The sequence below is a fragment of the Paucibacter sp. TC2R-5 genome, assembly GCF_025717605.1.
GTDB classification, from domain to species: Bacteria; Pseudomonadota; Gammaproteobacteria; order Burkholderiales; family Burkholderiaceae_C; genus Paucibacter_A; species Paucibacter_A albus.
In genome coordinates, this window is record NZ_JAJIRQ010000005.1 from 129,554 (window position 1) to 153,871 (window position 24,318).

The window sequence follows — 24,318 nt, forward strand, 5'->3', positions numbered from 1 at the left end:
TCTGACACGGCCGACGACCCACATCAAGTACTTAGCGTCGTTGATGCATCAAAACTTGGCACCCTTTTTCCCAACAATTGGCAGACTCTACGCATGTCGGCTTAGGCATAAGCTGAGACAAGCGAACCCATAACCTGAGAAGTTCTTCCTCGGTGCCTGGAACGTTTGTACTGAAGCGAAGCCGGTCTACCCAAGTCGCCCATCACGACGGTTTGATTCGAGCGGCCGGGCCAATTAAGTGGCATGGATTTTATCCGGAACGGCGACAGGCTGATGGAGCTTCATGAGGCGAGCCTGAGTTTCGGCGATGCGCAACACCGTGCCGGTTGCGTAGAACGCCGCGCCGGCAGTCGTGACCCCTCTGATGGGTCAGGGGCACGATGCCCGAATCAGCGGCCACGTTGGACCTGAATACTTAGCTGCTTGCGCTGAGCGCCCGAACGTGCTAAACCCACAAAACAAGGTAGGCACATGACTAGATCAATCCGCCATCACGTTGATGCCACTCGTAGCCCTGAAGAGGGTACTTTGTCGAGCGAGCTCGAAAAACGCATCTTTGAGTTGCAGTTGAAGTTGCTTGAGCGTCGGCTGGCGCCTTCATGGTTGGTTTCTGCGCTTCACTTTGGCCCCGCCGCCGAAGCTTCGCCGAGAGATTTCGCAGCAGCTACTTTCGCTGACATGACTGACTCATCCGAGGATACGCTGCTGGCAAACCTTGAACAGCTTGTCCCTCCACGAGCTGATTTCGGACCCTTCCGAGGTCGAAGAGAGTAACTGAAGCTTTGTAGCCGCCCTAACAAGCAGCTTGGTGCCCGGAGCGGTCATCGCCAAGGTGGGATTTGGCACTAGTAATGATTAAACGGCCCCACTAGCGGGGACTTAAGGCGCGAGTAGGCTCCGGAAAAAATAGGCATCTGTTCGACTACGGTGCATACTTCTCAATTTCTTTGGCTGCTGCCTCTGGCGTTCCCTCTACTTCAAACGCGGATCCATTCATATAGACAATTTTTGCAGTGCGCCCGACACCGCTTTCTAAAGTCTCAATATAGGCAACAAGATCTGGTCGGATGAAATAGTATTGGTCGTGCACTGCGCTGTTGAAGTACTGTCGTTTCATTTTCAGAAGTTTCATTTCAACCACCTCCGGTGTTAGTGAACTACATTTACTTGGGCTACAGTTTTTTATCAGACGGCATATTCAATCTCAAGTCGCAACACGCATTCAGCCCTCCAACTTGTCTGCAGCGGCGCATCAACTAAGTTGACACAGCCTAGACCAAAAGCAAAACAGCATGGCCCCTTTGTGAGGTGCCTAACGTAGTGCCCTCTCGACGACAACGCACCACGAACAGCTGGTCGGCGGAATCGGCCTCCTAGTAGATTCACTCAAGCGTAAGTGCGCCAAAGCTGGATGCTATCTACTAGGCCGTCATATTCCCCCCCCTATTGATAGGGGTGAGAGGTGAAAAGTACGCCTTCAAGCCCGCGGTATTTGACGGGATCCGATCTCAGCCCCCAAATTGAAGGCCAATTGGTTAGTCCTTGTGAACGGCAGCTTTGGGCATATTCTGCCGCCGAAGCGCGGCTGGACTTCATCTGCCTGCCAATGATGCCAATCGCATCCGCCTATGAGTTGTTCAATGACCGATACGGAATGCAGCGGTCATTGGGCTACCGAAACTGAGCGGCTGCTGCCAGCCGTCCTGCGACGGGCGATCTTTCTCGATGGGCGACAGCAATGGGCACATTGCCGCAGCTCAATTTCGAGATCCCGAAGGAGCGGAGCAGCCGAAAACGGCCAACTTGGCAACTTACCCGTGCCGCAAGTGCAAAGGGTAGGCATCCAGCACTCAATTCACAGAGAGAGTCATTTAAGCTCTCCATCGCCTGCAATGGCTTGCTGATGCGCCTTTGTAAGCACTTACCAACCAATTTTCTACAATGCTCTACAATCGGCTACAAAGAGCTCCGATTCTCATGATTTGGCTCTCAGTGCAGCTCGGACTATTTCCGCGAGCGCTTGTTTATTCGGTCTGCAAGCTTTGACATGATCCAATCGAGTTCGGCTGGCGTTACGTCCCAGCCTTTTCTTGTGATGCTCTCGCGCACACTCAGCAAAAGAGTTTCGACCGACAAGTTTGGTTGTTCTGTTTGTTTTCTACTGCAATACTTGTAAAGTTGATCAACCAAGTCGAGACAGTTATCGAATCGTTCTGCAATTTCCTCATCTGTCAAGCCTGATATGTATTTCCCATCGACCCGCCTGACCAGGATTTTGGCTTGAACGCCGCTGACTGAGCCAGGTGGCTGCTCCCTTGGGAAATCATCGGGAATAAAATTAGATTTAGTGGTCATTTGATATTCTCTCCAAATGGGAAAACAGTAAATTGGCCGGCTTTGTTCTCAGCGTCTAAACCAATATGATTGGCCGCAACGCAAGCTGAATCGAGAGAGCTTCTCCCGTTGGAAATATTCAAACCTGCTCTTGGCTGAGGCAGTCAGCAGCCGTGGCGGGGTTCCGCCCCAAAAGTATTTGGAATACGTCATCGAGTGGAACAAGCATCCCTCGTCGGGTGCCCTCCGTTGTCGTATGCCAACCCACGGGCTCAATGCCGAGCCGTTGAAGAACGGGCAGCAATGACGCTGGCTTCGACTTGAGTTGCTTGGCAAGTGTCGAGAGCGGCATGTAGCGGGAAGAAAAGGCCACCACCGCGCTCATGGGCACAGTTCGGGCTTGCTGTCCGCGCAATTTCACGGCGTTGGACTTAATGAAACCCGCGTCAATCCAGTACGAAACGGAATCGTATTTCCAGCCTGTGATTTGCTGCAGTTGAAGCAGAGTCAAAGCACTATCCAGGGTTACCGACCCCAAAGAGGTGGTGACTTCACTCTTGTCGAATAGCAAGCCGCCAATTCCTGTCGAACCATCTGCCCCTACCGGTTGCACATCGCCCGAGGCGATCCGTCGATAGAGTGCAAGCAAGGCAGAAACGTCACTGCTACGTCGGCCGATGATGTCACGCAGTGCCATGGTGTCCTCACACGGGCGACGATGAATACTGCTTACTAGCTTTGCAATGAGCGAGGAGACGCTGGTGGCACTGAAGGCGCCCGGCCTGAGCACGTTGCCTCGCCAATTCGGCTCCGTTTCAATCGCACCTGCTTTGACCAGAGCGTTCAGAACTGCTTCTGGGACATTCAGCATTTCCAGGACTGCCTGCATGTGCAGCCATTTGGTTCGCTCAGTTTCGATCCGTGCAACTTCGTCGACTGTGAACTGAATGTTTGTATAGAGCGCGCTGATGTAGTCAATTCGCGCCGAAACGTCTCCCCGATGCACTGCGGCCTTCAAGTTGCTCCGCGAGACTTGCAAACGCTGACTCGCCTCGTTGAGCGAGATGAACGTTCTCGACCGTCCCGGCGAAAGCCGCAGCGCCCCGTCTCCTCGCATCTTGCCGTCGAACTGCTCAGCGATTGCATCAGAGACGACATTCCAAATGGAGTCGAAACGCCCGTCATCACAATGCCGCGCAAGTCCACGGTACCAAGGTCCCAATCGGCCGACCAAGGTGGACTGATTCTGTGGCCCTTCTTTGAGCCTCATCTGGACGTGGCCGCGCATGCCTTCTGGCCAATTTGAAAAGATCACTTCCAGCGGTTGAATGCTTTCAATGAATGCTGCTATCGACTTGGGCTTGCCGACTTTCGAAGTCCTCAGCTTTCGATGCGGATCCGCACGGGAGGCAAGCAGCAGAAGGACGCTTGGCAATTGGTCGCACTCGTCAGTCGACGCAAGCCGGGGCATCCCTTGGCGTTCGGTCATGTCATGCTGGATGCTCGCGGAGATCCACAGTTCGAGATCGGTCGGCTTCTGTGCACTCATTTCAGCTAGACGCATGCCGCACTCGCAGCTGTCAAACTGATTGCGTTCTGAGCGCAGTGGCGCCGAGCAGTGAGTGCATTGGTCTACCAGTCGCAGCTGATGCCTGGGGCATGCCGAGACAAAGGAATGGCTCCAGGCGAGACGGCCATAGAGCGACTCCTTGACGCAAGAGGGGCAAATCGCGTCGGTGCGGTTGCGAAGGTACTCCGGGGAATGCAGTCCCACACCGTTTTGACCGGTGGGCATCACGGTCTCAAGCCACGTGGGTTCAAGGCCAAGCGCTTCGCAAAGGTACTTCTTGTTGAGCCACAAACTCTGGCGTGAAACGGAAGTGTCAGCCATCCGAACAAGGTCATGCCAATTGCCAACGCGATTCCGTTCCGCCAGCCGCATCAAGTAGCTGACCACGAACTCGTCTTCCATGGGCGGGAAAAGATCAACCAGTTCACTCACCAAGCAGCCCTCCAAGCATGTGCCATCTCAAAGTCCGCTTTGCGCTCCTGAATGCGTTTCTCGGTGACGGTTGGAGCGCTGATCTTGTAGACATCGAGCTCCGCTCTGTACTGAATGAGTAAGTCATGATCGTCCACGAGCAGCTCTTCAAATGCGGGCTGATATTCAGCGGACAGAGATTGCTTTCGGTCACCTGCACGATTGAGCCTCTTCAAGGCGACATCGATATCTGCCATTGAAATCAGGCCGGGGCTCTTCACAAGAGCCGCCACGAATCGAAAGAACTTCACCAGCACCCCAATCGTGCCGGCCGAGATCGCGTAGAGCTGTCGAACCAAGGTCGCCAAGGGCACCGGAAAGCTGCACCCGTAGTGCTCGAACTTGGTTACATAAGCTTTGCAGACCCCTGCGAACTGGGCTCGATCAGGCGGGAGAGCCCATTGGTAGGGCAGAAAGTAGAACGGTGCTCCCGACCTCAAACATAGTTGCTCGTTGGACTCCAGCAGTCGTACGAGACGAGGTAGCCCAACGAGAATGACGGTGACGTTGGCTTGTGACTCCATCAGGTCTTTGAACCAGTCCGATGCTTGGCGAGGAGGAACCTTGCTACCGACGTCGACAAGATGGCTACATTCCTCAAAGACCACCGCTCGCACACCTGCTAGTTCCAACTGTTCATACATTCGCGTGTTTAGCTCTTCTTGGCGAGAGGCCCGACGAGGGCGAGGAACCTTCAGCGCGCGCAAGACGTGCAAGGGCAAGTCTTTGGGCGAAACACCGGACTTGATCGGCACAAAGAGAACCGGGCAGACAAGGCGCCCATCGACTCGCAGTGGCGGGTACTTTTCTTTCAACATTCGGATGATCTCGGACTTGCCCGCGCGTGATGGCCCCACCAAGACCTCGACAGTCTTTTCAAAGCCGTCCAATGAATCTTTGATAGCGCGGTCAATATGCTGCAAGGCCATGAGCTGAGCGCCATGGTTCACAACCAAGCTTTCTACGTCTTTGCGCAGTTGAGACAGATTTGTAGTCACAGGTAACTCGTTAAATAGGTGTTCTATGGGTGAATGCCACAGCTAAATCCGGGATGCTGTCCTCGGTGATGTGGTGGTCGGGTGTCGGCTGTTCTGGCTCGGCCACTGCCAACGTCTTGGGTAGAGGGTCGTTGCGAGCCTTCGTGCTTGCCTTATGCGCCTTGCTATGTTTCGAGACCTCCTTCGACTTTTCTTTGCGGGATTTCGTCGTCCCGGCCATCGATGCTGTGGCAATGTCCGAGTCAAATTGGTCCGCCGCAGCGTGACCTTGAGTAGAAAGAAGCTTCTGCTCTTTTCTCCGTTGCTTGGCCTCTTTGAACGAGTAGGCAGGTGTCGTCTCACGAACCTCCGCGTTAATGAGCTTGACCTGCGTAACCCCGTCTTTTTTGAGCACCAATATGTACCTGTAGTCGCCCGGGTTCCACAGCACCGGGACTCGTTGGTCAGGGCCGTACTCTTGGATGACCTCCCTCAGTCCATCACCCTTGAAGTCGAATCCTTCCAACGGCACGCCAGTCTTTGCAGACACGCGTGGTGAACGCCTTAGAAATCGAACATTGGCCCATGCCTGCGGACTTGGCGGCAGAGGCAGCGGCTGCTCGGAGCTCAAGTTCTTCCATCTTTGGCACGGGGTGATGCCTTGGTCTTCGCGCAACTCATAGTCGGCGGTGACAAAGCGTTCCAACTCTTGATGGATCCATTTTTCGAACATGAACCGCACAACCCACCGCTCCACTTCTTCCATAGACATGAGCGGATCGGCACAAGCAACGTCAGCCGGCCTGGCGCCGTCCACGCCATTGAATCGTGTGCTCCCGGGCAAAATCTCAAGCGCCTCCTTGATCGACCGATTGAACCTTTCAACGAAGGGCTTGTAATTGGGGCTATGGATGGGGCAGCGTTCCACGTCGATGCAGACACGTGTCAGCATGTCGATTCGTTCGCTCACGTTCTCTGACCCGTTGTCCGTCACGAGCAGCAATGGCGTACCGAATGGGTCGATATCGCTGTTTATTCGCAGCCGCTGAAAATGCTCGGCCTTCGACCGAACTACTCGCTCGACGCAAGTAAGGGTGGTCTCAACATCTGGAGCTCCAACCATCAAGACCCAGCCGACGATTACTGAACTGGAGCAGTCGATGGCAATCATCAACCGCAGATCGGTTGAGATACCCCACGGCGTCTTGCAGGCAAGAGGCAGATGGACTGTGTCCATTTCAATGCGCGACAGGAGTGCGCCGGGGCGAATCCGATTGGCCGCAACCGCCTTAATCGCTTTGGCGAAGCGTGGGTCGAGCCGCTTGTAATCGAGGTCGCTCGAAACACGGGCCAGAAGAATCGAACGAACCGCCTTGATGCCGATCTTGCTTTTGGGGTTCGCAGCGTTGAAGAACCCAACCGGCGCCGTCGTGTTGAGATTGCTTGTGAGGGACTTCAGCGTGAAGCGAGAGAAGTCCTGGTAGTACAGGCGCTTGGCTCTGTTGACGACAAACTCGACAACCGCCTCTGAATACCGAGGTTGCCTGTTTCCCTTCAGATGATCAAGTCGACTCAAACTCTGGCCGTCACGCCGCTTGCCGAGCAATCGATAGACACTTCGAACCGATGGAATCTTGTGCACCCGGTTCTGGTGGACGATGGGGCCCTCGGCTCTGATTTGCTCGACGGCTTGCGAGATTGTTAGCCCCCTGGAGCAGAGATCATTGACTCGCTTGATGAGTTTCTTTCGAATGATTTCCACTGCGGCCGCTACGCTTCCCTCCTCGTTCTGCTTGTTTGGAACGAATCGCGAATCTGCGCCTTCAACCAGCCGAAGGCCTTGATCAATATCGACCGCCAATTCGCTGAAACGCATGAAGCGCACGGACCCGCCGGCTGAGGTGTCACCCACGGGCGAAACCGTAAAGCCCTGTTCCTTGGGCAAGATATCGAGCACGACCAAGCGCTCGTTGGCCCCAACGATGACGTCATGAACGTTTAGGAACATAGTTGTGAAATCCAAGAACGCTTAGATGATCCAAGCTGCCGTGGGCAGCGTAGACAGGCATGCGGCGAGATATTCGTTGGCTGAGGTCCGCCCCAATAACGCCATGAACAAACAGAAGCGGCGCGATATTGATAGGCAGGCTTGCCGCATCCAGTAGTTCACCGAGCCCGATATCGGCTTGCTCTGCAAGTGATGTCAGCCGATCCAGTACTGCGGGGGATGGCAGTTCATCCTGGCGACTCTTTGCCAATCGCAGCAACGGAGCGTTGTTGATGAGTCCGTGGCCAGGGTCCGATGGCAACACGATTCGGGCAAAGCTCATGCCGCGCTCCGACAAGAGCTTGGAAACAAGCTGCAGTTTTGCCGTGTAAGCCTGGTCTCCAGGGAACTTGTCGCTCTTGGCCTCAAGAATCAACACCCGCGCCACGTGGATGACGGCTTGGAAGTCCGGCGTGTACAGCCATTCGCCAGCGACGACACCCAGCTTTTTGCGGAATTCCGCGACCTGCTCCTGAGTGGTCAGCAACTGACCGCCGCGTAAATCCAACTTAAACGGCTGGCAACTCAGAGCAGCGACCATCGGGTCCAAATCAGCCCAGATGGCAACGACTCGCTCGACCGGATCCTCGACCGCAGGGGTGCCGCCAGATTTTTCCGAACGCGTGAATATCGCGCGGCGACCGCTCACTCTTCCGAGCGGTCGAACGCCTTGTTGAACTTGTTTTGACGGTCCACGTTTTGACATGGGCCGAACGATATTCACCAACGAGAAATCCGTCCAATCGCCTGTAAAATTTTCTTACACCCCCAAAAACGCAGGCTCATTTCTTGCTTTGATTCATTCAACTTAGTCTTACTTGCAGCCTAAAATTGACAAAACAGCACAAGTGATGGGAACGTGCTTTTTTGATCTTGGCGTTGGCAGCCTCCCGGCGACGCCAATTTCTGTAAGACTTTCTGACAGCAATGAGTTCTCATGCCCAACTTGGACCCGAAAGTGGGGGTGAACTAGAAGTTCGGCGGAGACCCAAGTCCAGGTTCAGTTCGAAATCCGCGCCGAAATAGCCTCGCCGGCCATCCAAATCAAACTTGCCGAACCAGGCATTTGGACGCCTCAGCAAGTGAGTTGAGGCAAGGTCAATCCAGCACGCAAAGCGCAGGAACGTTCATAGAACGGTAGACGAAATAGCTGAGTGATTGCACACCTCAATTGGCCGCGCAAAGTGTGGACAATCCGGGTAGGGAGATCACGTCGGCATGAATAAAAAACTGCTGTCCGAACGAGACATTTGCACCAAGTTCATCGCACCCGCCGTCGTCTCGGCAGGCTGGGATATCCAGCGCCAGGTGCGTGAGGAGGTGAGTTTCACCAAAGGCCGTGTCATCGTGCGCGGCAAGCTGCACACCCGCGGTAAGTCGCGGCGTGCCGACTTCATCCTTTATCACCAGCCCAATCTGCCGCTGGCCGTGATCGAGGCCAAGGACAACACCCACACCGTGGGCGACGGGATGCAGCAAGCCTTGGACTACGCCGAGGCGTTGGATGTGCCCTTCGTGTTCTCCAGCAACGGCGACGGATTCCTGTTTCATGACCGCACCGGCAACGCGGCCCTCACCGAAACCGAGCTAACGCTGGAGCAGTTCCCCAGCCCCGCCGAACTCTGGCAGCGCTATTGCGCCTGGAAGGGTTTCGACGCGGAGGCCAGCCAAAAGGTCGAAGCCCCGTACTTCGACGACGGCACCGGCCGCATGCCCCGCTACTACCAGATGAACGCCATCAACCGCACGGTGGAGGCGGTCGCACGTGGTCAGAACCGCGTGCTGCTGGTGATGGCCACCGGCACCGGCAAGACCTACACCGCGTTTCAGATCATCTGGCGCTTGTGGAAAAGCAGGCAGAAGAAACGCATCCTGTTCCTGGCCGACCGCAACATCCTGGTCGACCAGACCAAGAATAACGACTTCAAGCCGTTCGGCGCGGCGATGACCAAGATCGCCAAGCGCCAGATCGACACGTCTTACGAGATTTACCTTTCCCTGTACCAAGCAGTGACAGGCGCCGAGGAAGAAAAGAACATCTACAAGCAGTTCTCGCCGGACTTCTTTGACCTGGTTGTCATCGACGAGTGCCACCGAGGCAGCGCCGCCGAAGACTCGGCCTGGCGCGAAATCCTCGCCTATTTCTCCAGCGCCACCCACATCGGCCTGACCGCCACGCCCAAGGAGACCAAGGAGGTTTCCAGCATTCACTACTTCGGTGAGCCGGTCTACAGCTACAGCCTCAAGCAGGGCATCGCCGACGGCTTCCTAGCGCCGTACAAGGTTGTGCGCATCGACTTCGACAAGGACCTGCAAGGCTGGCGCCCACCGGCCGGCATGCTGGACAAGAACGGCCAGCCCATTGAGGACCGCATCTACAACCTCAAGGACATGGACCGGAACTTGGTGCTGGAAGCCCGCACCCAGTTGGTGGCCGAGAAAATCACCGCCTTCCTCAAAGCCACCGACCCCTTCCAAAAGACCATCGTCTTCTGCGACGACATCGACCACGCCGAGCGCATGCGCCAAGCCCTGGTGAACCTGAACCCACAGCGCATTCAGGAGAACCGCAAGTACGTCATGCGCATCACTGGGGACGAGCAGGAAGGCAAGGCCGAACTCGACAATTTCATCAACCCCGAAGAGCGCTACCCCGTCATCGCCACCACCAGCAAGCTGATGACCACAGGCGTAGACGCGCAGACCTGCAAGCTCGTCGTCCTGGACCAGCACATCAAGTCCATGACCGAGTTCAAGCAAATCATCGGGCGCGGCACCCGCATCAACGAGGACTACGGCAAGTTCTGGTTCACCATCATGGACTTCAAGAAGGCCACCGAGTTGTTTGCCGACCCAGCCTTTGATGGCGACCCAGTGCAGGTTTACGAGCCCAAGGGTGACGAACCGCCGGTGCCACCTGACGATGTGCCGGAGCAGCCAGAAGGCGGCGGGCCTGTCGGCAGCGATGGCGACGACGCACCGCCCGATGACGGCGACGACCTGGGCGGCGGCGCGGGCGGCGGTCGTATCAAATACGTGGTCGGCAATGTCTCGGTTTTCGTGGTGGCCGAGCGTGTGCAGTACTACGGCGCCGACGGCAAGCTCATCACCGAGTCCCTGCGCGACTACACCCGCAACTGCGTCACTAAGCAGTTCGGCTCACTCGACGCCTTCCTGCGCCGCTGGTCTGACGCTGAGCAGAAGAAGGTCATCATCGAAGAGCTGGCCAACCAGGGCGTGCTCTGGGAAGCGTTGGCCGAAGAGGTCGAAGCCAAGCAGGGTGGAAAGCCCCTCGACCCCTTCGACTTGATTTGCCACGTCGCCTTTGACCAGCCGCCGTTGTCGCGCAAGGAGCGCGCCGACAACGTCAAGAAGCGCAATTACTTCGCCAAGTATCAGGGGACTGCGCGGCAAGTCCTGGAGGCCTTGTTGGACAAGTACGCTGACACCGGCTTGGAGCCCATCGAAGACATCAAGATCCTGCAGCTTGACCCATTCAGTCGCTTTGGTGCGCCCATCGAACTGGTCAAAGCCTTCGGTGGCAAAGCCGGCTACACCCGGGCCTTAACCGAGCTTGAGTCCCAGCTCTACGAACAACGCCAAGCCTGAACTGAACTCAGATGACCATCGACAAGCGATTTGCCCTTTTGGCAGACAACGGCGACATCCTCTTTCCTTACATCAAGCAAGACCGCAGCGGAAGAGAGGGATTTGCTTTGTCCGCCCCAGGCTTGCGGGATGCGAAAGGTCAAGGTGTCTACACCACTGATCTCAAAGAAGTCGTTCGCCGGCTTGTGTTTGATGGCTGGAAGGTGCGCGCCAAGAGCGAGTCCCAGCCCGGGGAAAAGTCTCGCGATGGCAGTTATGGCTTGGCCATGAGGGTCATCCCAGCCTATTGGCTGGAACCAGCCTTGCACGATTGGGTTAATGGAGCAGAAATGCAGCCACAGGAGGGACTCAAACCTAGCCCCTGGGCAACTAAGTGGCCATTCCCTGCCGATGGAACCTCGTTCGAGGACGAAGAAGACTCCCGAGAAGATTGCGCCGACCCAAAGCCCGATCCACTTCAACTGGCTGCCGCCGAAGCGGCCATTGCAGCCGACCCGAAATGCCGCAACGTCCCTGAAACCACCCGGCAATCCTTGGTCAATGCACGCATCGGCCAGGGTGAATACCGCAACCGGCTGCTGGCGCTATGGGACCGTAAATGCGCAGTGACTGGTTGCGGTTTGACAGACGTTCTGGTCGCCTCGCATGCGAAAGCATGGGCTGATTCCACCAATGAAGAACGCCTGGACCCTTTCAACGGTTTGTTGCTCTCTGCCGCAGTCGACAAGCTTTTTGACCGCGGCCTCATCAGCTTCAACAACGACGGCGGCATGGTGTCCAAGTCCTCGGTTTCTGTTGAAGATATGCGTCGCCTGGGCCTCACGCCTGACGCTCGCTTGAGCAAAGTGCTACCGGCCCACTTACCCTATCTCGCCGCACACCGCATCAAACACGGCTTCAACGCCTGATGCCCGGTTAGAGCTTTCCCCGTAACAACAAGAACAACACTTCCATTTCCCATGTCCATTAGCAGTTCCATCAAATCCATCCAAGACATCATGCGCAAGGATGTCGGCGTCGACGGTGACGCCCAGCGCATCGGCCAGCTCGTCTGGCTGCTCTTCCTGAAAATCTTCGACGACCGAGAGCAGGAATGGGAACTGCTGGATGACAACTACCGCTCGCCGCTGCCTAAGCAATACCGCTGGCGCAACTGGGCGGCCAACCCCGAGGGCATGACCGGTGAGGAGCTGAAGAGCTTTATCGACAACGAGCTTTTCCCCGCGCTGCAAAAGCTGGAGAGCTACAGCACCACGCCCGCCGCCTTCGTGGTGCGCGGCGTGTTCGAGGATGCCTACAACTATATGAAGTCCGGCCAGCTCATCCGGCAGGTCATCAACAAGATTCAAGAAGGCGTCGACTTCAACAAGGCCCAGGAGCGCCACGCTTTCGGTGACATGTACGAGCAGCTGCTGCGCGACCTGCAAAGCGCGGGCAATGCCGGCGAGTTCTACACACCGCGTCCGGTCACCGAATTCATGGTCCGCATGGTCGACCCCAAGCTCGACGAAAAGGTGATGGACCCGGCCTGCGGCACCGGCGGCTTCTTGACCTGCTCCATCGAGCACAAACGCAAGCACTACGTCAAAACGCCCGAGGACGAGCGCACGCTGCAGGCCAGCATCCATGGCGTGGAGAAAAAGCCGCTGCCGCATCTGCTGGCCACCACCAATATGATCTTGCACGGAATCGAGGTGCCCAACCAGATCCGCCACGACAACACCCTGGCCAGGCCCTTGATCGGCTGGGGGCCGAAAGACCGCGTGGACTGCATCGTCGCCAACCCGCCCTTCGGCGGCATGGAAGAAGACGGTATTGAGACCAACTTCCCCGCAGCCTTCCGCACCCGCGAAACGGCGGACCTGTTCCTCGTGCTCATCATGCATCTGCTCAAGGACGGTGGCCGCGCCGCCGTGGTGCTGCCGGACGGCTTCCTGTTCGGCGAGGGCATCAAGAGCCGCATCAAGGAAAAGCTCCTCAACGACTGCAATCTGCACACCGTCGTTCGCCTGCCCAATGGTGTGTTCAACCCCTACACCGGCATCAAGACCAATCTGTTGTTCTTCACCAAGGGCACACCAACGAAAGACATTTGGTTCTACGAGCATCAGTACCCGGCCGGGGTGAAGAACTATTCCAAGACGCGGCCCATGCGAATTGAAGAGTTCGCGACCGAGCAAGCCTGGTGGGGCAGCGAGGCCGATGGATTTGCAGCCCGTGTCGAAGGCGAGTTCGCCTGGAAGGTCAGTGCCGAGGACATCAAGGCTCGCAACTACAACCTCGACTGCAAGAACCCGCACGTGGGTGAGCAGGTGAGCCATGACCCGGCGCAGCTATTGGCGGACTATGCGCGGATGCAGGCCGGCATTCACGGCCTGCGCGAACAGCTGAAGACGGTGTTGTCAGAGGCTTTGGAGCGTGACGCATGACGGCGTTGGTGACGGACAACCTTCCACTCGTGTCTGGCGCGCCCAACGGTGTAGCGAAGCTGCGTGAGCTAATCCTGGAATTGGCCATTCGCGGCAAGCTGGTAGAGCATGAGTCAGAGGATGCCCCTGCTAGCCAGTTGCTTGCCGAGATTGTGGCTATGCGTGCATCGTCAACACGCGCGAAGAAGGCTGCTGTGGTTTCGGATGACTCATTGCCACCGTTTGAGATTCCCCGCAGTTGGGCGTGGGTTCGTTTGGGTGAGCTGCTCAGCAAGATCGGTGCTGGTAGTACGCCGCTGGGCGGCAAGCAGGCTTACGTGGATGTCGGGGTCAAGTTCCTGCGCTCTCAGAATGTGTGGAACAACGGCCTGCGCCTCGACGATGTGGCGCTGATCTCTGCCGAGACTCATGCGCGAATGTCCGGAACGCATGTGCAGCCAGGTGACATCCTGTTCAACATCACAGGGGCCTCGATTGGCCGCTGCTCGCTTGTCCCTGATGACTTCGATACTGGGAACGTCAGCCAGCACGTGACCATCATTCGCCCAGCGATGGGTGATACGCGGCAATACCTGCATACGGCATTGATGTCGAAGCTCGTTCAAGACACAGTGATGTCTGTGCAGGTTGGCGTGTCACGGGAAGGGTTGAGTATTGGAAAACTCGCTCAATTCTTCATACCGCTGCCACCACTTGCAGAGCAACACCGCATCGTCGCCAAGGTCGATGAACTGATGGCCCTGTGCGACCGGTTGGAGGCTGAGCAGGCCGACGCCAAGGCCGCCCACGCGCAGCTGGTGGAGGCCCTGCTCGCCAGCCTCACCCAAGCCCGCGACGCCGCCGACTTCCGCGCCAGTTGGCAACAACTGTCCGAGCATTTCCATACGCTCTTCACCACCGAGGCCAGCATTGACGCACTGAAGCAGACGGTGTTGCAGTTGGGGGTTATGGGCAGGCTTGTTCCGCAAGACTTGAATGATGAGCCGGCAACGCAGTTGCTTGCACGACTCCACAGTAGCAAGAGGGTTCATAGGGCGGAAGGCGAGGAAGCGACACATTCCGACATGGGTTTAGCCTCATCGCTTCCATCAGGATGGTGTTGGGCTAGTTTCGGCGAAATTTGTCAAATCAAGAGCGAGCTAGTTCGCCCGGAGGACTTCCTGGACAGCATTCAAGTTGCGCCTGATTGCATAGAGAAAGGAACGGGGCGGCTTTTGGAGCGTCGCACAGTTCGACAGACTGGAATCCGCGGACCAAACAACCGTTTTGTAGCAGGCCAACTCTTGTACTCCAAGATTCGCCCCTCCTTGTCAAAGGCCGTGTTGGTCGACTTCGACGGGCTCTGTAGTGCAGACATGTACCCAATCAACTCGCACATTGATCCAAGATTCCAGCTGTCAATGATGCTGAGCGAAATGTTCCTTGCCCAAGTGCGTCTTGCTGAGAATCGAGTCAAGATGCCCAAGTTGAACCAGGAAAGCCTCACTTCCTTCGTTGTTCCATTGCCGCCGCTTAAAGAGCAGAGCCGGATCGTGGCCAAAGTCGATGAGCTATTGAGCGTTTGCGACCAGATGAAACTTCGTCTGGCCCAAGCCCGACAGCACCACGAACAGCTGGCCTCGGTGCTGGTCGAACAAGCCGTCGCCTGAGCGATTGACCCTGCCGCGCCGCCAACCCATCCGAGCCATCTGACCATGCCCATCCAACACGCCATCTGGCAAGTCGGCCAGCCCGCCACGCAGTTGAAGCAGAGCAAGCTCGGCAGCGAAGCCTTGCTCGAAGAAATGATCGTGCAGGACCCGCGCATTCTGTCGCCGGCCTGGATGCTGATTGGCCAGCAGGAAATCACCGCGCATGGCGGGCGCATCGACTTGCTGGCCATCGCACCCGATGGCTCGCTGGTGCTGGTGGAGCTCAAGCGCGACCGCACGCCGCGTGAGATCGTGGCGCAGGCGCTGGACTATGCCTCCTGGGTGGCCGAGCTGGGCGCCGACCGCATCACGCAGATTTATGCCCGCTTCAAGCCCGGCCACAGTCTGGAGCAGGACTTCCTGCAGCGCTTCGGCACGGCGCTGGACGAAGACAGCCTGAACCATGCGCACCAAATCATCATCGTCGCCGCCGAGCTGGACCCGTCCACCGAGCGCATCGTGCAGTACCTGAACGACCGCGACATCGCCATCAATGTGCTGTTCTTCCAGGTCTTCGTGCATGGCGACCAGCAATTGCTCAGCCGCGCCTGGCTGATCGACCCCAGCGAAACGCAAGCCAATGTGGCGGTGACCACCGCCAACAGCAAGGGCGCCAAGGAACCCTGGAACGGCGAGTTCTATGTGTCCTTTGGCGATCAGACCAGCCGCAGCTGGGATGACGCCGTGCGCTACGGATTCATCAGCGGGGGCGGAGGGTCTTGGTACAGCAAGACTCTGAAGCTGCTTTCACCCGGCGACCGTGTGTGGGTGAACATCCCCAAGCGCGGCTATGTCGGCGTGGGCGAAGTGTTGGAGGCGGTGCAGCCGGCCAGTGACTTCAGCGTGAACACCGAAAGCGGCGACCGCCTGGCCATGGATGTGTTGAAGCATGGCGAGTTGTACAAAGCAAACTCCGCCGACCCAGAGCTGAGCGAGTACTTCGTGCGCGTGAAATGGCTTCACACCTTGCCCGCCGCCCAGGCCTTCAACGAGTTGGGCTTGTTCGGCAATCAGAACACGGTATGCCAGCCCACCACGCCGAAGTGGCGGCATACGGTGGAGAGGCTGAAAGACGCATTCAAACTCGAAGGCAAAGAGGGGAACAACTGATGGCTCAGCCCTATGCCAAACCTTGGCTTAGTGTGGCTCATCAACTCAAGCAGTTAGTTGACCGCGGCATGGTCGTGACTGATAGCCCCAAAGCTCTGGAATGCCTTGAGCGCATTGGCTACTACAGACTGAGCGGCTACTGGTTTGCGTTCAGAGAGCGCTCAGAAATGTGCTCTGTTTGGGATCCAGGTACCGTGGGAAAGCCGAAACAGGTGAAGACAGGGCGTATCCCTCTTGAACCTTTCAAGGCGGGGGCAAGTTTTCAGAATGCGGTTGACCTTTACGTTTTCGATAAACGTCTCCGGTTGCTGGCCATGGACGCACTAGAACGTATTGAGATCGCGCTGAGGGTAGATATTTCCCACACCTTAGGCGAGATGGATCGTTTTGCTTACCTCAAGCCTGAGTTTTTCCATGCCTCGTTTGCATACGAGTTGGACCAAAAGTCCGGTTTGACAAAGCACCATGACTGGCTAAACAAGCACGCGAACTTGATCAGTCGATCAAAAGAAGAGTTCATGCGCCACACCAAAGACAAATATGGCCTTCCTGTTGCCATTTGGGTGGCTTGTGAGGTGTGGGACTTTGGCACCATGTCCACACTCTATGGCGGCATGAAAGAGTCTGATCAAGACCGCATTGCCCAGAGCTACGGCATTGCAAACGGTCGAACTTTCGCCACGTGGTTGCGGAGCTTGAACTATTTGCGCAATGTTTGCGCACACCACAGTCGGCTTTGGAACCGCAATATCGTGGACCAACCTAAGCTTCCGCCGGTCACTGAAGTACCCTCATTGGCCAACTTCCACGGAGTAGCACATCGACTGGCGCGACCCTTCTTGCTTTTGTGCATGGCGCAACACCTGATGCAGAGGATCAACCCATCATCCACCTGGGGAGCTCGTTTAAAAGCTCTCTTGTTGAACGACTTCCCACAACTCGATCACCTAGGCTTGAACTTGCTCAGCATGGGCGTAGATCCAGATTGGGAGACTAGGGCGTGGTAAAGACTTATTGAAGGCGCAATAAAAAACCCCCAAGCAGCTCAATGCCGTAGCATTTCACTGAAGGGGGCCGTGTTGGGTGTGAATGTAAGTCATGGACGGTAGCTAAGTCAATACATTAACCTTGTCAACCGGTGCGATTCATCACAGAAGTGGGCTTTACAAACTTGCTTCAGGCAACCTGAAAATTGGTGATGTACCGTGAGAAGAAATGCATCCAAGCCCACGGTAGGACGCTCAAATAATATGTGAGCGCTTGCCAACATTTCAGCCCAAGAGCAACCCTCTCAAGCGGCGACCAACAGTTCTGGTTGACGAAGGACGCGCAATCATGAGGAAAGACGCTGTGACCGCTGGGCTGCTGATGACATCAAAGAGGACGAGAACTCCTATTTTGGGAATCCGCCTAAACCTTCCAGCACAACGGACAACTGTCAGATATGTCCGGGAACAGTGAGCTTTGACTCGGCAATAAGACCGAGGCGCCGAAGCTCTCCCAAGATGATTGGGCTCAGTGTAGTCTTGGCTGGGTCCAGCTCCCGGAGGAGCTTGCGTGCGCCATCAGCGTTCAACGTTTCGCCGGGAGCGGCGAGAGCCTCAAGCGCTGCGGCAGCTATACGAGACAAGCCAAGCTCTACGTACGCGGTTCCAGCTTCGGTCGAAACCCCCAGTTCTAGCGCCAGTGCGAACGGGAAAACGTCCTTCACGCGGCTCTCGTTCCCAGTCTCACGCAGCGCCAGCAGCAACACGTCGCGATAAGCCTTACCCAACTGAACGAACTGGAAGCGAACGACATCCTCGATCAGTGAGAACGCCTCATAGATGTGCTGGTTGATTGTCTTAGACTTTTGCGGCTCTTTGCCTTCAGCCAGAGCCGCCTTGGCCTTTCTTTCCTCTGTTCTCGCCCGGCGGGCTGCCCACATCTTCAGCATTACGGGGTAAGGCATCCCCTTCATCCACCAGACTGCCAATGGAGCTGCAAGCATGCCAAACTTCATCGACTGGCCGTTGACCTGTTCTACGATGCGGCCGAACAGCTTTTCGTAGTGATCCTTGGGTGCGTCAGCCGGGTTGACTGGGATTAACGACTCGATGGCACCCTCTCCAATTTTGGCAATTAGGTAGTCATAGAGTCGCCGAAGCCCAAACGGGTCAATAGTCCAGTTCTCCGCAAGGATGTGGTCGGGCAAGTCGATGTTGTTATAAGCGGTGTCTGCGGCGGCGGCAAGCGCGTCTACAACGGCAGAATCCCATGCTGGCATCACGCGCGTAAGGTAAGGTTTGACATCCTTACGCGCTGCGTGGGCGACCAGAAGACCAGCACACGCCCGGATTCGGAGCGTTTCAGGTTTGCTGGCTTGCTCTGGAGGGAGCACACCTTCCAGGAGAGCCTGCGCGACCTGTAAGCCGCTCGTTGTGAGTGTTTCAGCCAAAGCCGGCTCTACCTGAAACGGCACGAACTCATCCATTGGCTTCGTGTCCCAATCCTCGTAGTTGACGAGGAACACGTTGCCTACGATGTCATGGTTCAGGCGACCAGCCCGCCCCGCGAAGTTCCATAGAAGAGCTGGATCCAGTGGCTTACCGGCACCTCTCGTTGGAGTGTCGATAAACACATTTCGTGCAGGCAGATTTACGCCTTGTGCGAGAGTTGTCGTGCAAACCAAATAACTAATGCCGCCTTCGTCTTGCTTGAATGAAGCTTCGATGGCTTCGCGAAGTAGGCTGGGCATACGCCCGTAGTGGTACGCAACTCCTTGTTGCACCATCGAGGCCAGTTGGTACTCAGGATGCACGTGCTCTCGTATGAATTTTGCCAAATCTTCAAGAGATGCGTCTCGGAGTACCCCTTGCTTTGCCTTGAGCATGCCTTCCAAAAGCGCTGCGGTCTTCTCAGCTTCGCGCGGCCCCGTCTCGTACAGCAAAGACCCGTCGTCTCCACCCAACTCTACGGCCACGGTAGCCAGACGGCTGGTCTTGCTTGACAGAGAGCGCTCGACGCGGATTTCTCCTAGTAGCTTGCGTACGCCATTGCGGCCCATCAAGGCCATTTCGAGTTGCAGTGGCTTGCCGCGCACCTTGCTTAAAACGATACGGTTTTGTTGAACGGGCGATAGTCTCGTCGAGAGAGGCACCAAGTCGACCACTCCAAAGGACCTAGCCAAGGCCTGCATACCCACGGCGCCCGGGGCCAGCAAAATGACCTTCGTCTTCGACGAGGCTTGGGCTAGGCGTTCCAGGCAGTCCTGAAGAATCATGCCGCGCGCATCGTCCGCGATGTTCTGGGCCTCATCCACCACAACGACATCGAACAAAAGATCTTCTGATGCCAAAGAGATAAGGGTGCTGAGGCGCTCCTGGGTTAAGACGAAGATTTGCTTTGGCCGCTCCAATTGGTCAAGCGAGGGAATAGAAGAGATTCGGACGTCGGTACGCCCGATGAAACGGGCTTGCAGCTTGCCTTGGACCTCGGACAACAGCGCGCGGGTTGGCGTCACGTAGACCGCCGTGAACGTCGACATGGATTCGGCGAGTCGGCAGAGGTGTTCCAGTACCAAGAAGGATTTGCCGGCAGAAGTCGGTGCTGTGATGACCTGGGCAGCCTTTGCCGACAGGTTCTGCCAAACACGACGCTGGTATGCCGTGAGTGCAATAGTCTCTTCGCCAATCTGCACGCTGCTAGCGCGTTCGGAGACACGGCGGTTGATGAGCCCAAGCAGGGTGTCATCACCTTTGCCGATGTTCTGCTCCGCGAATTTCAAACTGGGAAAGTTACCCAACTCGCTTAAGAGCCCAAGCGCGCGTTCGCGTGCGTGCCCATCGTCGGTGACCAGAAGGGCCTGGATTGCAATCTCTTGAGCTTGGCGATGCAGCCCTTCATCGTCCGTTTGAACGAAGACTTCGGCGCAGTAGAGGAGCTTCGCGAGGTCGTCATTGCTGACTTCTTCAATCTCCGGAGCTTTGACCAAGGTCTTGGCGACGCCGGCAGATTGGAGGCCCAAGAGCAGCGTCCAGTATTTCTCGTTGTCAGTAAACCTCTTCGATAGCTCTAGTGCAAAAGAGCTCATGGCTTGGCCGCCTTGGGGACATAGCCCATCACGTCATAAAACAACTTGCGCAGCTCGTCGACGTCAGGGACGACAACGAAGTAAAGGAGACACTTGTTGGCATCGGCGCCGTGTGCGGTAAGGTGCTTGATAGCTGCTTTTTGGTGGTGGTCAAGGTCCTGCTTATAAACACTGGCCAGCTCCTTCTCATGAAAACCAGGCAGTTGCTGCTTCTCCACAGGAGGGAGGTCCTTGAATAGCTTTTCGTCCGAGTACAGGATTACACCCACATAGCGCTCACGCCTTGGCGCCTCGTCTGGTGAGGCCATGATGTTGAAGTACTGCAGCGCAACTTCCCGACTCTTCGGATCCAGAGTGTCGAAATTGCCCAGATCCCTGACGAGCGAGTACTCGCGCTTGTACTGCTTCTTGTTGGATGTGAACTCGGCGACGGATTTGGCAAAGTCTGCTACTCCGGCATTGGCCGTCTGGCTGAGCTTGGATTCCAGGAAATAGAGCATCAACCAGCCATCCTCAACTGCTGCGTGGATGCCATCAAGGCCATGCACCGGCATGTTGTTGTTGGTCTTGAGGGACATCTTCGCCGCCAGCTGCGCCGCACCTAGCTGCTCGATAGCAATGCAGTAAGCCAGAAGCTCGCCCACTTCACTGGATCGCTGTGGGAATTTCTCGTTGAATTCAAGAAAAGCGTCTCGTGTCGACTCTGCTATCAGGAGTGCCACGCTCAGGTCACCCGGCGGCAACGCGGCCGTCTGCTCGCTGAATTCGAGCCGGCGCTTGCGCGAGAGTGCGTAGTTAGCTGCCCGGCTCCAAAGGTACCGCGATAGGCTGGCCACGTTCGCCAGGTTCTCCTGGAGGCGTACGTGCATCAACGTGGTCGCAGGCTGCGAGGGCTCGGCGGACGCCGCAGTATGGGCGACATATTTTGAGAGATCGACCCGGTCTTTCAGGGCAACTAGGTCAGCTTTGAGTTGTGCCAGTCCTTCGTCGATCTCTCCCATTCTGCCGTCCCTTTCCCTTTTGCATAGGGCTTTTACTCGCCAGCGCTTTGTACTAGGTCTCAGGCAATGCTGCTGATCTATTCAGGCGAAGAACTATCGACCTTGCGACGTTTGACCGAGTTGCCACTTGTCATGCAGTAAGTGGTAAGTAGCTGGCCTCTATCGAACAGCCCGTCAGACGACAAATCGGACCGACCTGGGACGACAGAGTCCTTTGTTCGCGGCCACCGACCAGTCGCCAATAAACAAACATTCAGCGTCAACAGGTCTGCGAGAAGCTGCAAAGTGGCCAGCTGGCCTTTCCATTTCGGGCTCGAAGTGCCAGCTTATGAGGGCTGAACTGCCAACTTATGCTGCTGGCTACAAAAATCAAACGTCGATATTCCCCGCTCTCAAGGCATTTTGCTCAATGAAGTCGCGCCGTGGCTCAACTTCATCGCCCATCAACATCGTGAACACACGGTCGGCTTCGATGGCGTCGTCGATCTGCACGCGCAACAGGCGGCGCACGGTCGGGTCCATGGTCGTTTCCCACAGCTGGCTTGGGTTCATTTCTCCCAGCCCTTTATAACGCTGACGACCGACGGAGTTTTCGGCCTGCGTCATCAGCCAGGACATCGCGGTGCGGAAGTCAGGGATCTTGCTTTCCTTGGCCTTCTCGCCTTCGCCCTTGCGCACCACAGCGTTTTCGCCGATCAGGCCCTTGAAGGTCACGCCGGCGCTGGCCAGCACTGCGTAGTCCGCGCTGTGCACGAAGTCGGCATTGATGACGCTGGAGCGGGTGTTGCCATGCTGCTTGCGGCTGATGCGCAGCAGCAATTTGTCGGTGCGTTCGTCGTACTCGCTGTGCACCTCGGCTTCGTGCAGCGCACCTTGCATGGCCACAGCCGCCGCTTCCGCCGCCTCCTTGTTGTCGAGATTGATGGCCAGGCCGCTGGAGAGCACGCGCAGCGCTTCAAAGTCCATCCAGTTGGACAGGCGGGTGATCACGCTCTCGGCCGTCACGTACTGGCGCGCCAGGGTTTCCAGCGCTTCGCCGCTCAGCACGGCATCGCCAATACCGGTGTGCAGATGGGCGTCCTGCATGGCGATCTTGAGCAGGAAGCCGTCCAACTCATGCGCGTCCTTCAGGTATTGCTCATGCTTGCCGACCTTGACCTTGTAGAGCGGCGGCTGGGCGATATAGATATGGCCACGCTCGCATAACTCCGGCATCTGACGGTAGAAGAAGGTCAGCAAGAGCGTGCGGATGTGGGCGCCGTCAACGTCCGCATCGGTCATGATGATGATGCGGTGGTAGCGCAGCTTGTCGGGGTTGAAGTCGTCGCTGCCGGCGCCGCGGCCGATGCCGGTGCCAAGCGCGGTGATCAGCGTCAGGATTTCATTGCTGGTCAGCAACTTCTCATAACGCGCCTTCTCGACGTTCAGGATCTTGCCGCGCAGCGGCAAAATAGCCTGGAACTTGCGGTCGCGGCCCTGCTTGGCGGAGCCGCCGGCGGAGTCGCCCTCGACGATGTAGATTTCGCACAGCGCGGGGTCTTTTTCCTGGCAGTCGGCGAGCTTGCCCGGTAGGCCCAGGCCATCCAACACACCCTTGCGGCGCGTCATTTCGCGGGCCTTGCGGGCCGCTTCACGGGCGCGCGCCGCGTCCAGAATCTTGCCGCAGATGATCTTGGCGTCGATCGGGTTTTCGAGCAGGTAGTCGGTCAGCAGGCGGCTAACGATGTCTTCCACCGGTGCGCGCACTTCGGATGACACCAGCTTGTCCTTGGTCTGCGAACTGAACTTGGGCTCGGGCACCTTGACCGAGACCACGCAGGCTAGGCCTTCGCGCATATCGTCGCCGGCCACCTCGACCTTGGCCTTTTTGGCGAGGTCGTTGTCGGTGATGTATTTGTTCAAGACCCGCGTCATCGCGGCGCGCAAGCCGGTCAGGTGGGTGCCACCGTCACGTTGCGGGATGTTGTTGGTGAAGCAGAGCACGTTCTCGTTATAGCTCTCGTTCCACTGCATCGAGACCTCGACGCCGACATTGGTGCCCTGGTCGCTGATCTTGTCGCCTTGGGCGTGGAAGATGGTCGGGTGCAGGGTGTTCTTGCCCTTGTTGATGAACTCGACAAAGCCCTTCACGCCGCCGGCGTAGGCGAAGTTGTCTTCCTTGTTATTGCGCTCGTCGACCAGGCGGATCTTCACGCCATTGTTCAGGAACGAGAGTTCACGCAGGCGCTTGGCCAGGATGTCGTAATGGAACTCGTTATTGGTCTGGAAGATCTCGGTGTCGGGCACGAAGTGGACTTCCGTACCGCGCTTGTCGGTCTCGCCGACGATCTTCATCGGGCTGACTTCGAAGCCATCGCGCATCTCCAGCACGCGGTCTTGCGGCACGCCTTGCTTGAAGTCGAGCTGGTGGATCTTGCCGTCGCGGCGCACCGTCAGGCGCAGCGTCTTGGACAGGCCGTTCACGCAGCTGACGCCGACGCCGTGCAGACCGCCCGAGACTTTGTAGCTGTTCTGGTTGAACTTGCCGCCGGCGTGTAGCTCGGTCAGCGCGATTTCGGCGGCACTGCGCTTGGGCTCATGCTTGTCGTCCATCTTGACGTCGGTCGGGATGCCGCGGCCGTTGTCGATGACGGAGATCGAGTTGTCGGTGTGGATGGTGACGATGATGTCGTCGCAATGACCGGCCAGCGATTCGTCGATCGAGTTGTCGACGACTTCAAAGACCAGATGGTGCAGACCGGTGCCGTCGGAGGTGTCGCCGATATACATGCCGGGGCGCTTGCGCACCGCTTCCAGGCCTTCCAGGATCTGGATCGAATCGGCGCCATAGACGCCACCCGAGGCGGCGGCTGCGGTCTGCTTGTCGGTCAGGCCTTCGGCATTGGCGCTTTCAGCGGGCTTGGATTCGGGATTCTGGGCATCTGTCATCTGGAACTCTCTCTAACGTGGGCCAAAACTCAAGCCCTTCAAAAGCGCACAAGCGGGCCTAAGCCCGCTCTGGTTGAAA

15 protein-coding genes are annotated in these 24,318 nt (G+C 57.0%); 6 read left to right on the top strand and 9 right to left on the bottom strand.

Going from position 1 to position 24,318, the window contains the following annotated elements; translation table 11 throughout:
- Positions 1-922 precede the first annotated feature (922 nt).
- From LNV08_RS13265 to LNV08_RS13290, 6 genes are all read right to left on the bottom strand, one after another.
- The gene (locus LNV08_RS13265; protein WP_263534193.1) at positions 923-1,132 is read right to left on the bottom strand and encodes a hypothetical protein; all 210 of its coding nucleotides are present in this window, start codon (positions 1,130-1,132) and stop codon (positions 923-925) included.
- Between the two features lie 872 nt (positions 1,133-2,004).
- Complete coding sequence (locus LNV08_RS13270) at positions 2,005-2,355, bottom strand: hypothetical protein (RefSeq protein ID WP_263534194.1); 351 nt, start codon at positions 2,353-2,355, stop codon at positions 2,005-2,007.
- A 118-nt stretch (positions 2,356-2,473) separates the two neighbouring features.
- On the bottom strand, positions 2,474-4,336 hold the full coding sequence (locus LNV08_RS13275) for a TniQ family protein (RefSeq protein WP_263534195.1): 1,863 nt from the start codon (positions 4,334-4,336) through the stop codon (positions 2,474-2,476).
- Positions 4,333-5,373: a TniB family NTP-binding protein gene (locus tag LNV08_RS13280; protein ID WP_263534196.1), complete on the bottom strand. Its 1,041-nt coding sequence runs from the start codon at positions 5,371-5,373 to the stop codon at positions 4,333-4,335. Before LNV08_RS13280 ends, LNV08_RS13275 begins: the two co-directional genes overlap by 4 nt.
- 10 nt (positions 5,374-5,383) lie before the next feature.
- Positions 5,384-7,360, bottom strand: coding sequence for a hypothetical protein (locus LNV08_RS13285; RefSeq protein WP_263534197.1), 1,977 nt, complete (start codon positions 7,358-7,360; stop codon positions 5,384-5,386).
- Positions 7,341-8,123: a hypothetical protein gene (locus LNV08_RS13290; protein WP_263534198.1), complete on the bottom strand. Its 783-nt coding sequence runs from the start codon at positions 8,121-8,123 to the stop codon at positions 7,341-7,343. Before LNV08_RS13290 ends, LNV08_RS13285 begins: the two co-directional genes overlap by 20 nt.
- 494 nt (positions 8,124-8,617) lie before the next feature.
- Here LNV08_RS13290 and hsdR point away from each other — a divergent pair, with 494 nt between their 5' ends.
- The 6 genes from hsdR to LNV08_RS13320 are packed head-to-tail and all read left to right on the top strand — an operon-like array spanning position 8,618 to position 17,245.
- Entirely contained in the window at positions 8,618-11,008 is a 2,391-nt protein-coding gene (gene hsdR / locus LNV08_RS13295) for an EcoAI/FtnUII family type I restriction enzme subunit R (protein ID WP_263534199.1), read from the top strand.
- Between the two features lie 11 nt (positions 11,009-11,019).
- Positions 11,020-11,916 (top strand): HNH endonuclease, encoded by an 897-nt coding sequence (locus LNV08_RS13300; protein ID WP_263534200.1) that lies wholly within the window; start codon positions 11,020-11,022, stop codon positions 11,914-11,916.
- A gap of 51 nt (positions 11,917-11,967) precedes the next feature.
- Complete coding sequence (locus LNV08_RS13305) at positions 11,968-13,437, top strand: type I restriction-modification system subunit M (protein WP_263534201.1); 1,470 nt, start codon at positions 11,968-11,970, stop codon at positions 13,435-13,437.
- On the top strand, positions 13,434-15,086 hold the full coding sequence (locus tag LNV08_RS13310) for a restriction endonuclease subunit S (RefSeq protein WP_263534202.1): 1,653 nt from the start codon (positions 13,434-13,436) through the stop codon (positions 15,084-15,086). The genes LNV08_RS13305 and LNV08_RS13310 overlap by 4 nt, the downstream gene beginning before the upstream one ends.
- 45 nt (positions 15,087-15,131) lie before the next feature.
- Positions 15,132-16,238, top strand: coding sequence for an endonuclease NucS domain-containing protein (locus LNV08_RS13315; RefSeq protein ID WP_263534203.1), 1,107 nt, complete (start codon positions 15,132-15,134; stop codon positions 16,236-16,238).
- Positions 16,238-17,245, top strand: coding sequence for an Abi family protein (locus LNV08_RS13320; RefSeq protein ID WP_263534204.1), 1,008 nt, complete (start codon positions 16,238-16,240; stop codon positions 17,243-17,245). The genes LNV08_RS13315 and LNV08_RS13320 overlap by 1 nt, the downstream gene beginning before the upstream one ends.
- Before the next feature lie 431 nt (positions 17,246-17,676).
- Here LNV08_RS13320 and LNV08_RS13325 read toward each other — a convergent pair whose 3' ends face one another.
- The 3 genes from LNV08_RS13325 to gyrB all read right to left on the bottom strand — a co-directional run bounded on the left by LNV08_RS13325 (position 17,677) and on the right by gyrB (position 24,239).
- Entirely contained in the window at positions 17,677-20,310 is a 2,634-nt protein-coding gene (locus tag LNV08_RS13325; protein WP_263534205.1) for a DEAD/DEAH box helicase, read from the bottom strand.
- The gene (locus tag LNV08_RS13330) at positions 20,307-21,311 is read right to left on the bottom strand and encodes a DUF1837 domain-containing protein (RefSeq protein ID WP_263534206.1); all 1,005 of its coding nucleotides are present in this window, start codon (positions 21,309-21,311) and stop codon (positions 20,307-20,309) included. Before LNV08_RS13330 ends, LNV08_RS13325 begins: the two co-directional genes overlap by 4 nt.
- A gap of 369 nt (positions 21,312-21,680) precedes the next feature.
- A complete protein-coding gene (gene gyrB / locus LNV08_RS13335; RefSeq protein ID WP_263534207.1) occupies positions 21,681-24,239 on the bottom strand; it encodes a DNA topoisomerase (ATP-hydrolyzing) subunit B in 2,559 nt (852 codons plus the stop codon).
- Between the last annotated feature and the right edge of the window lie 79 nt (positions 24,240-24,318).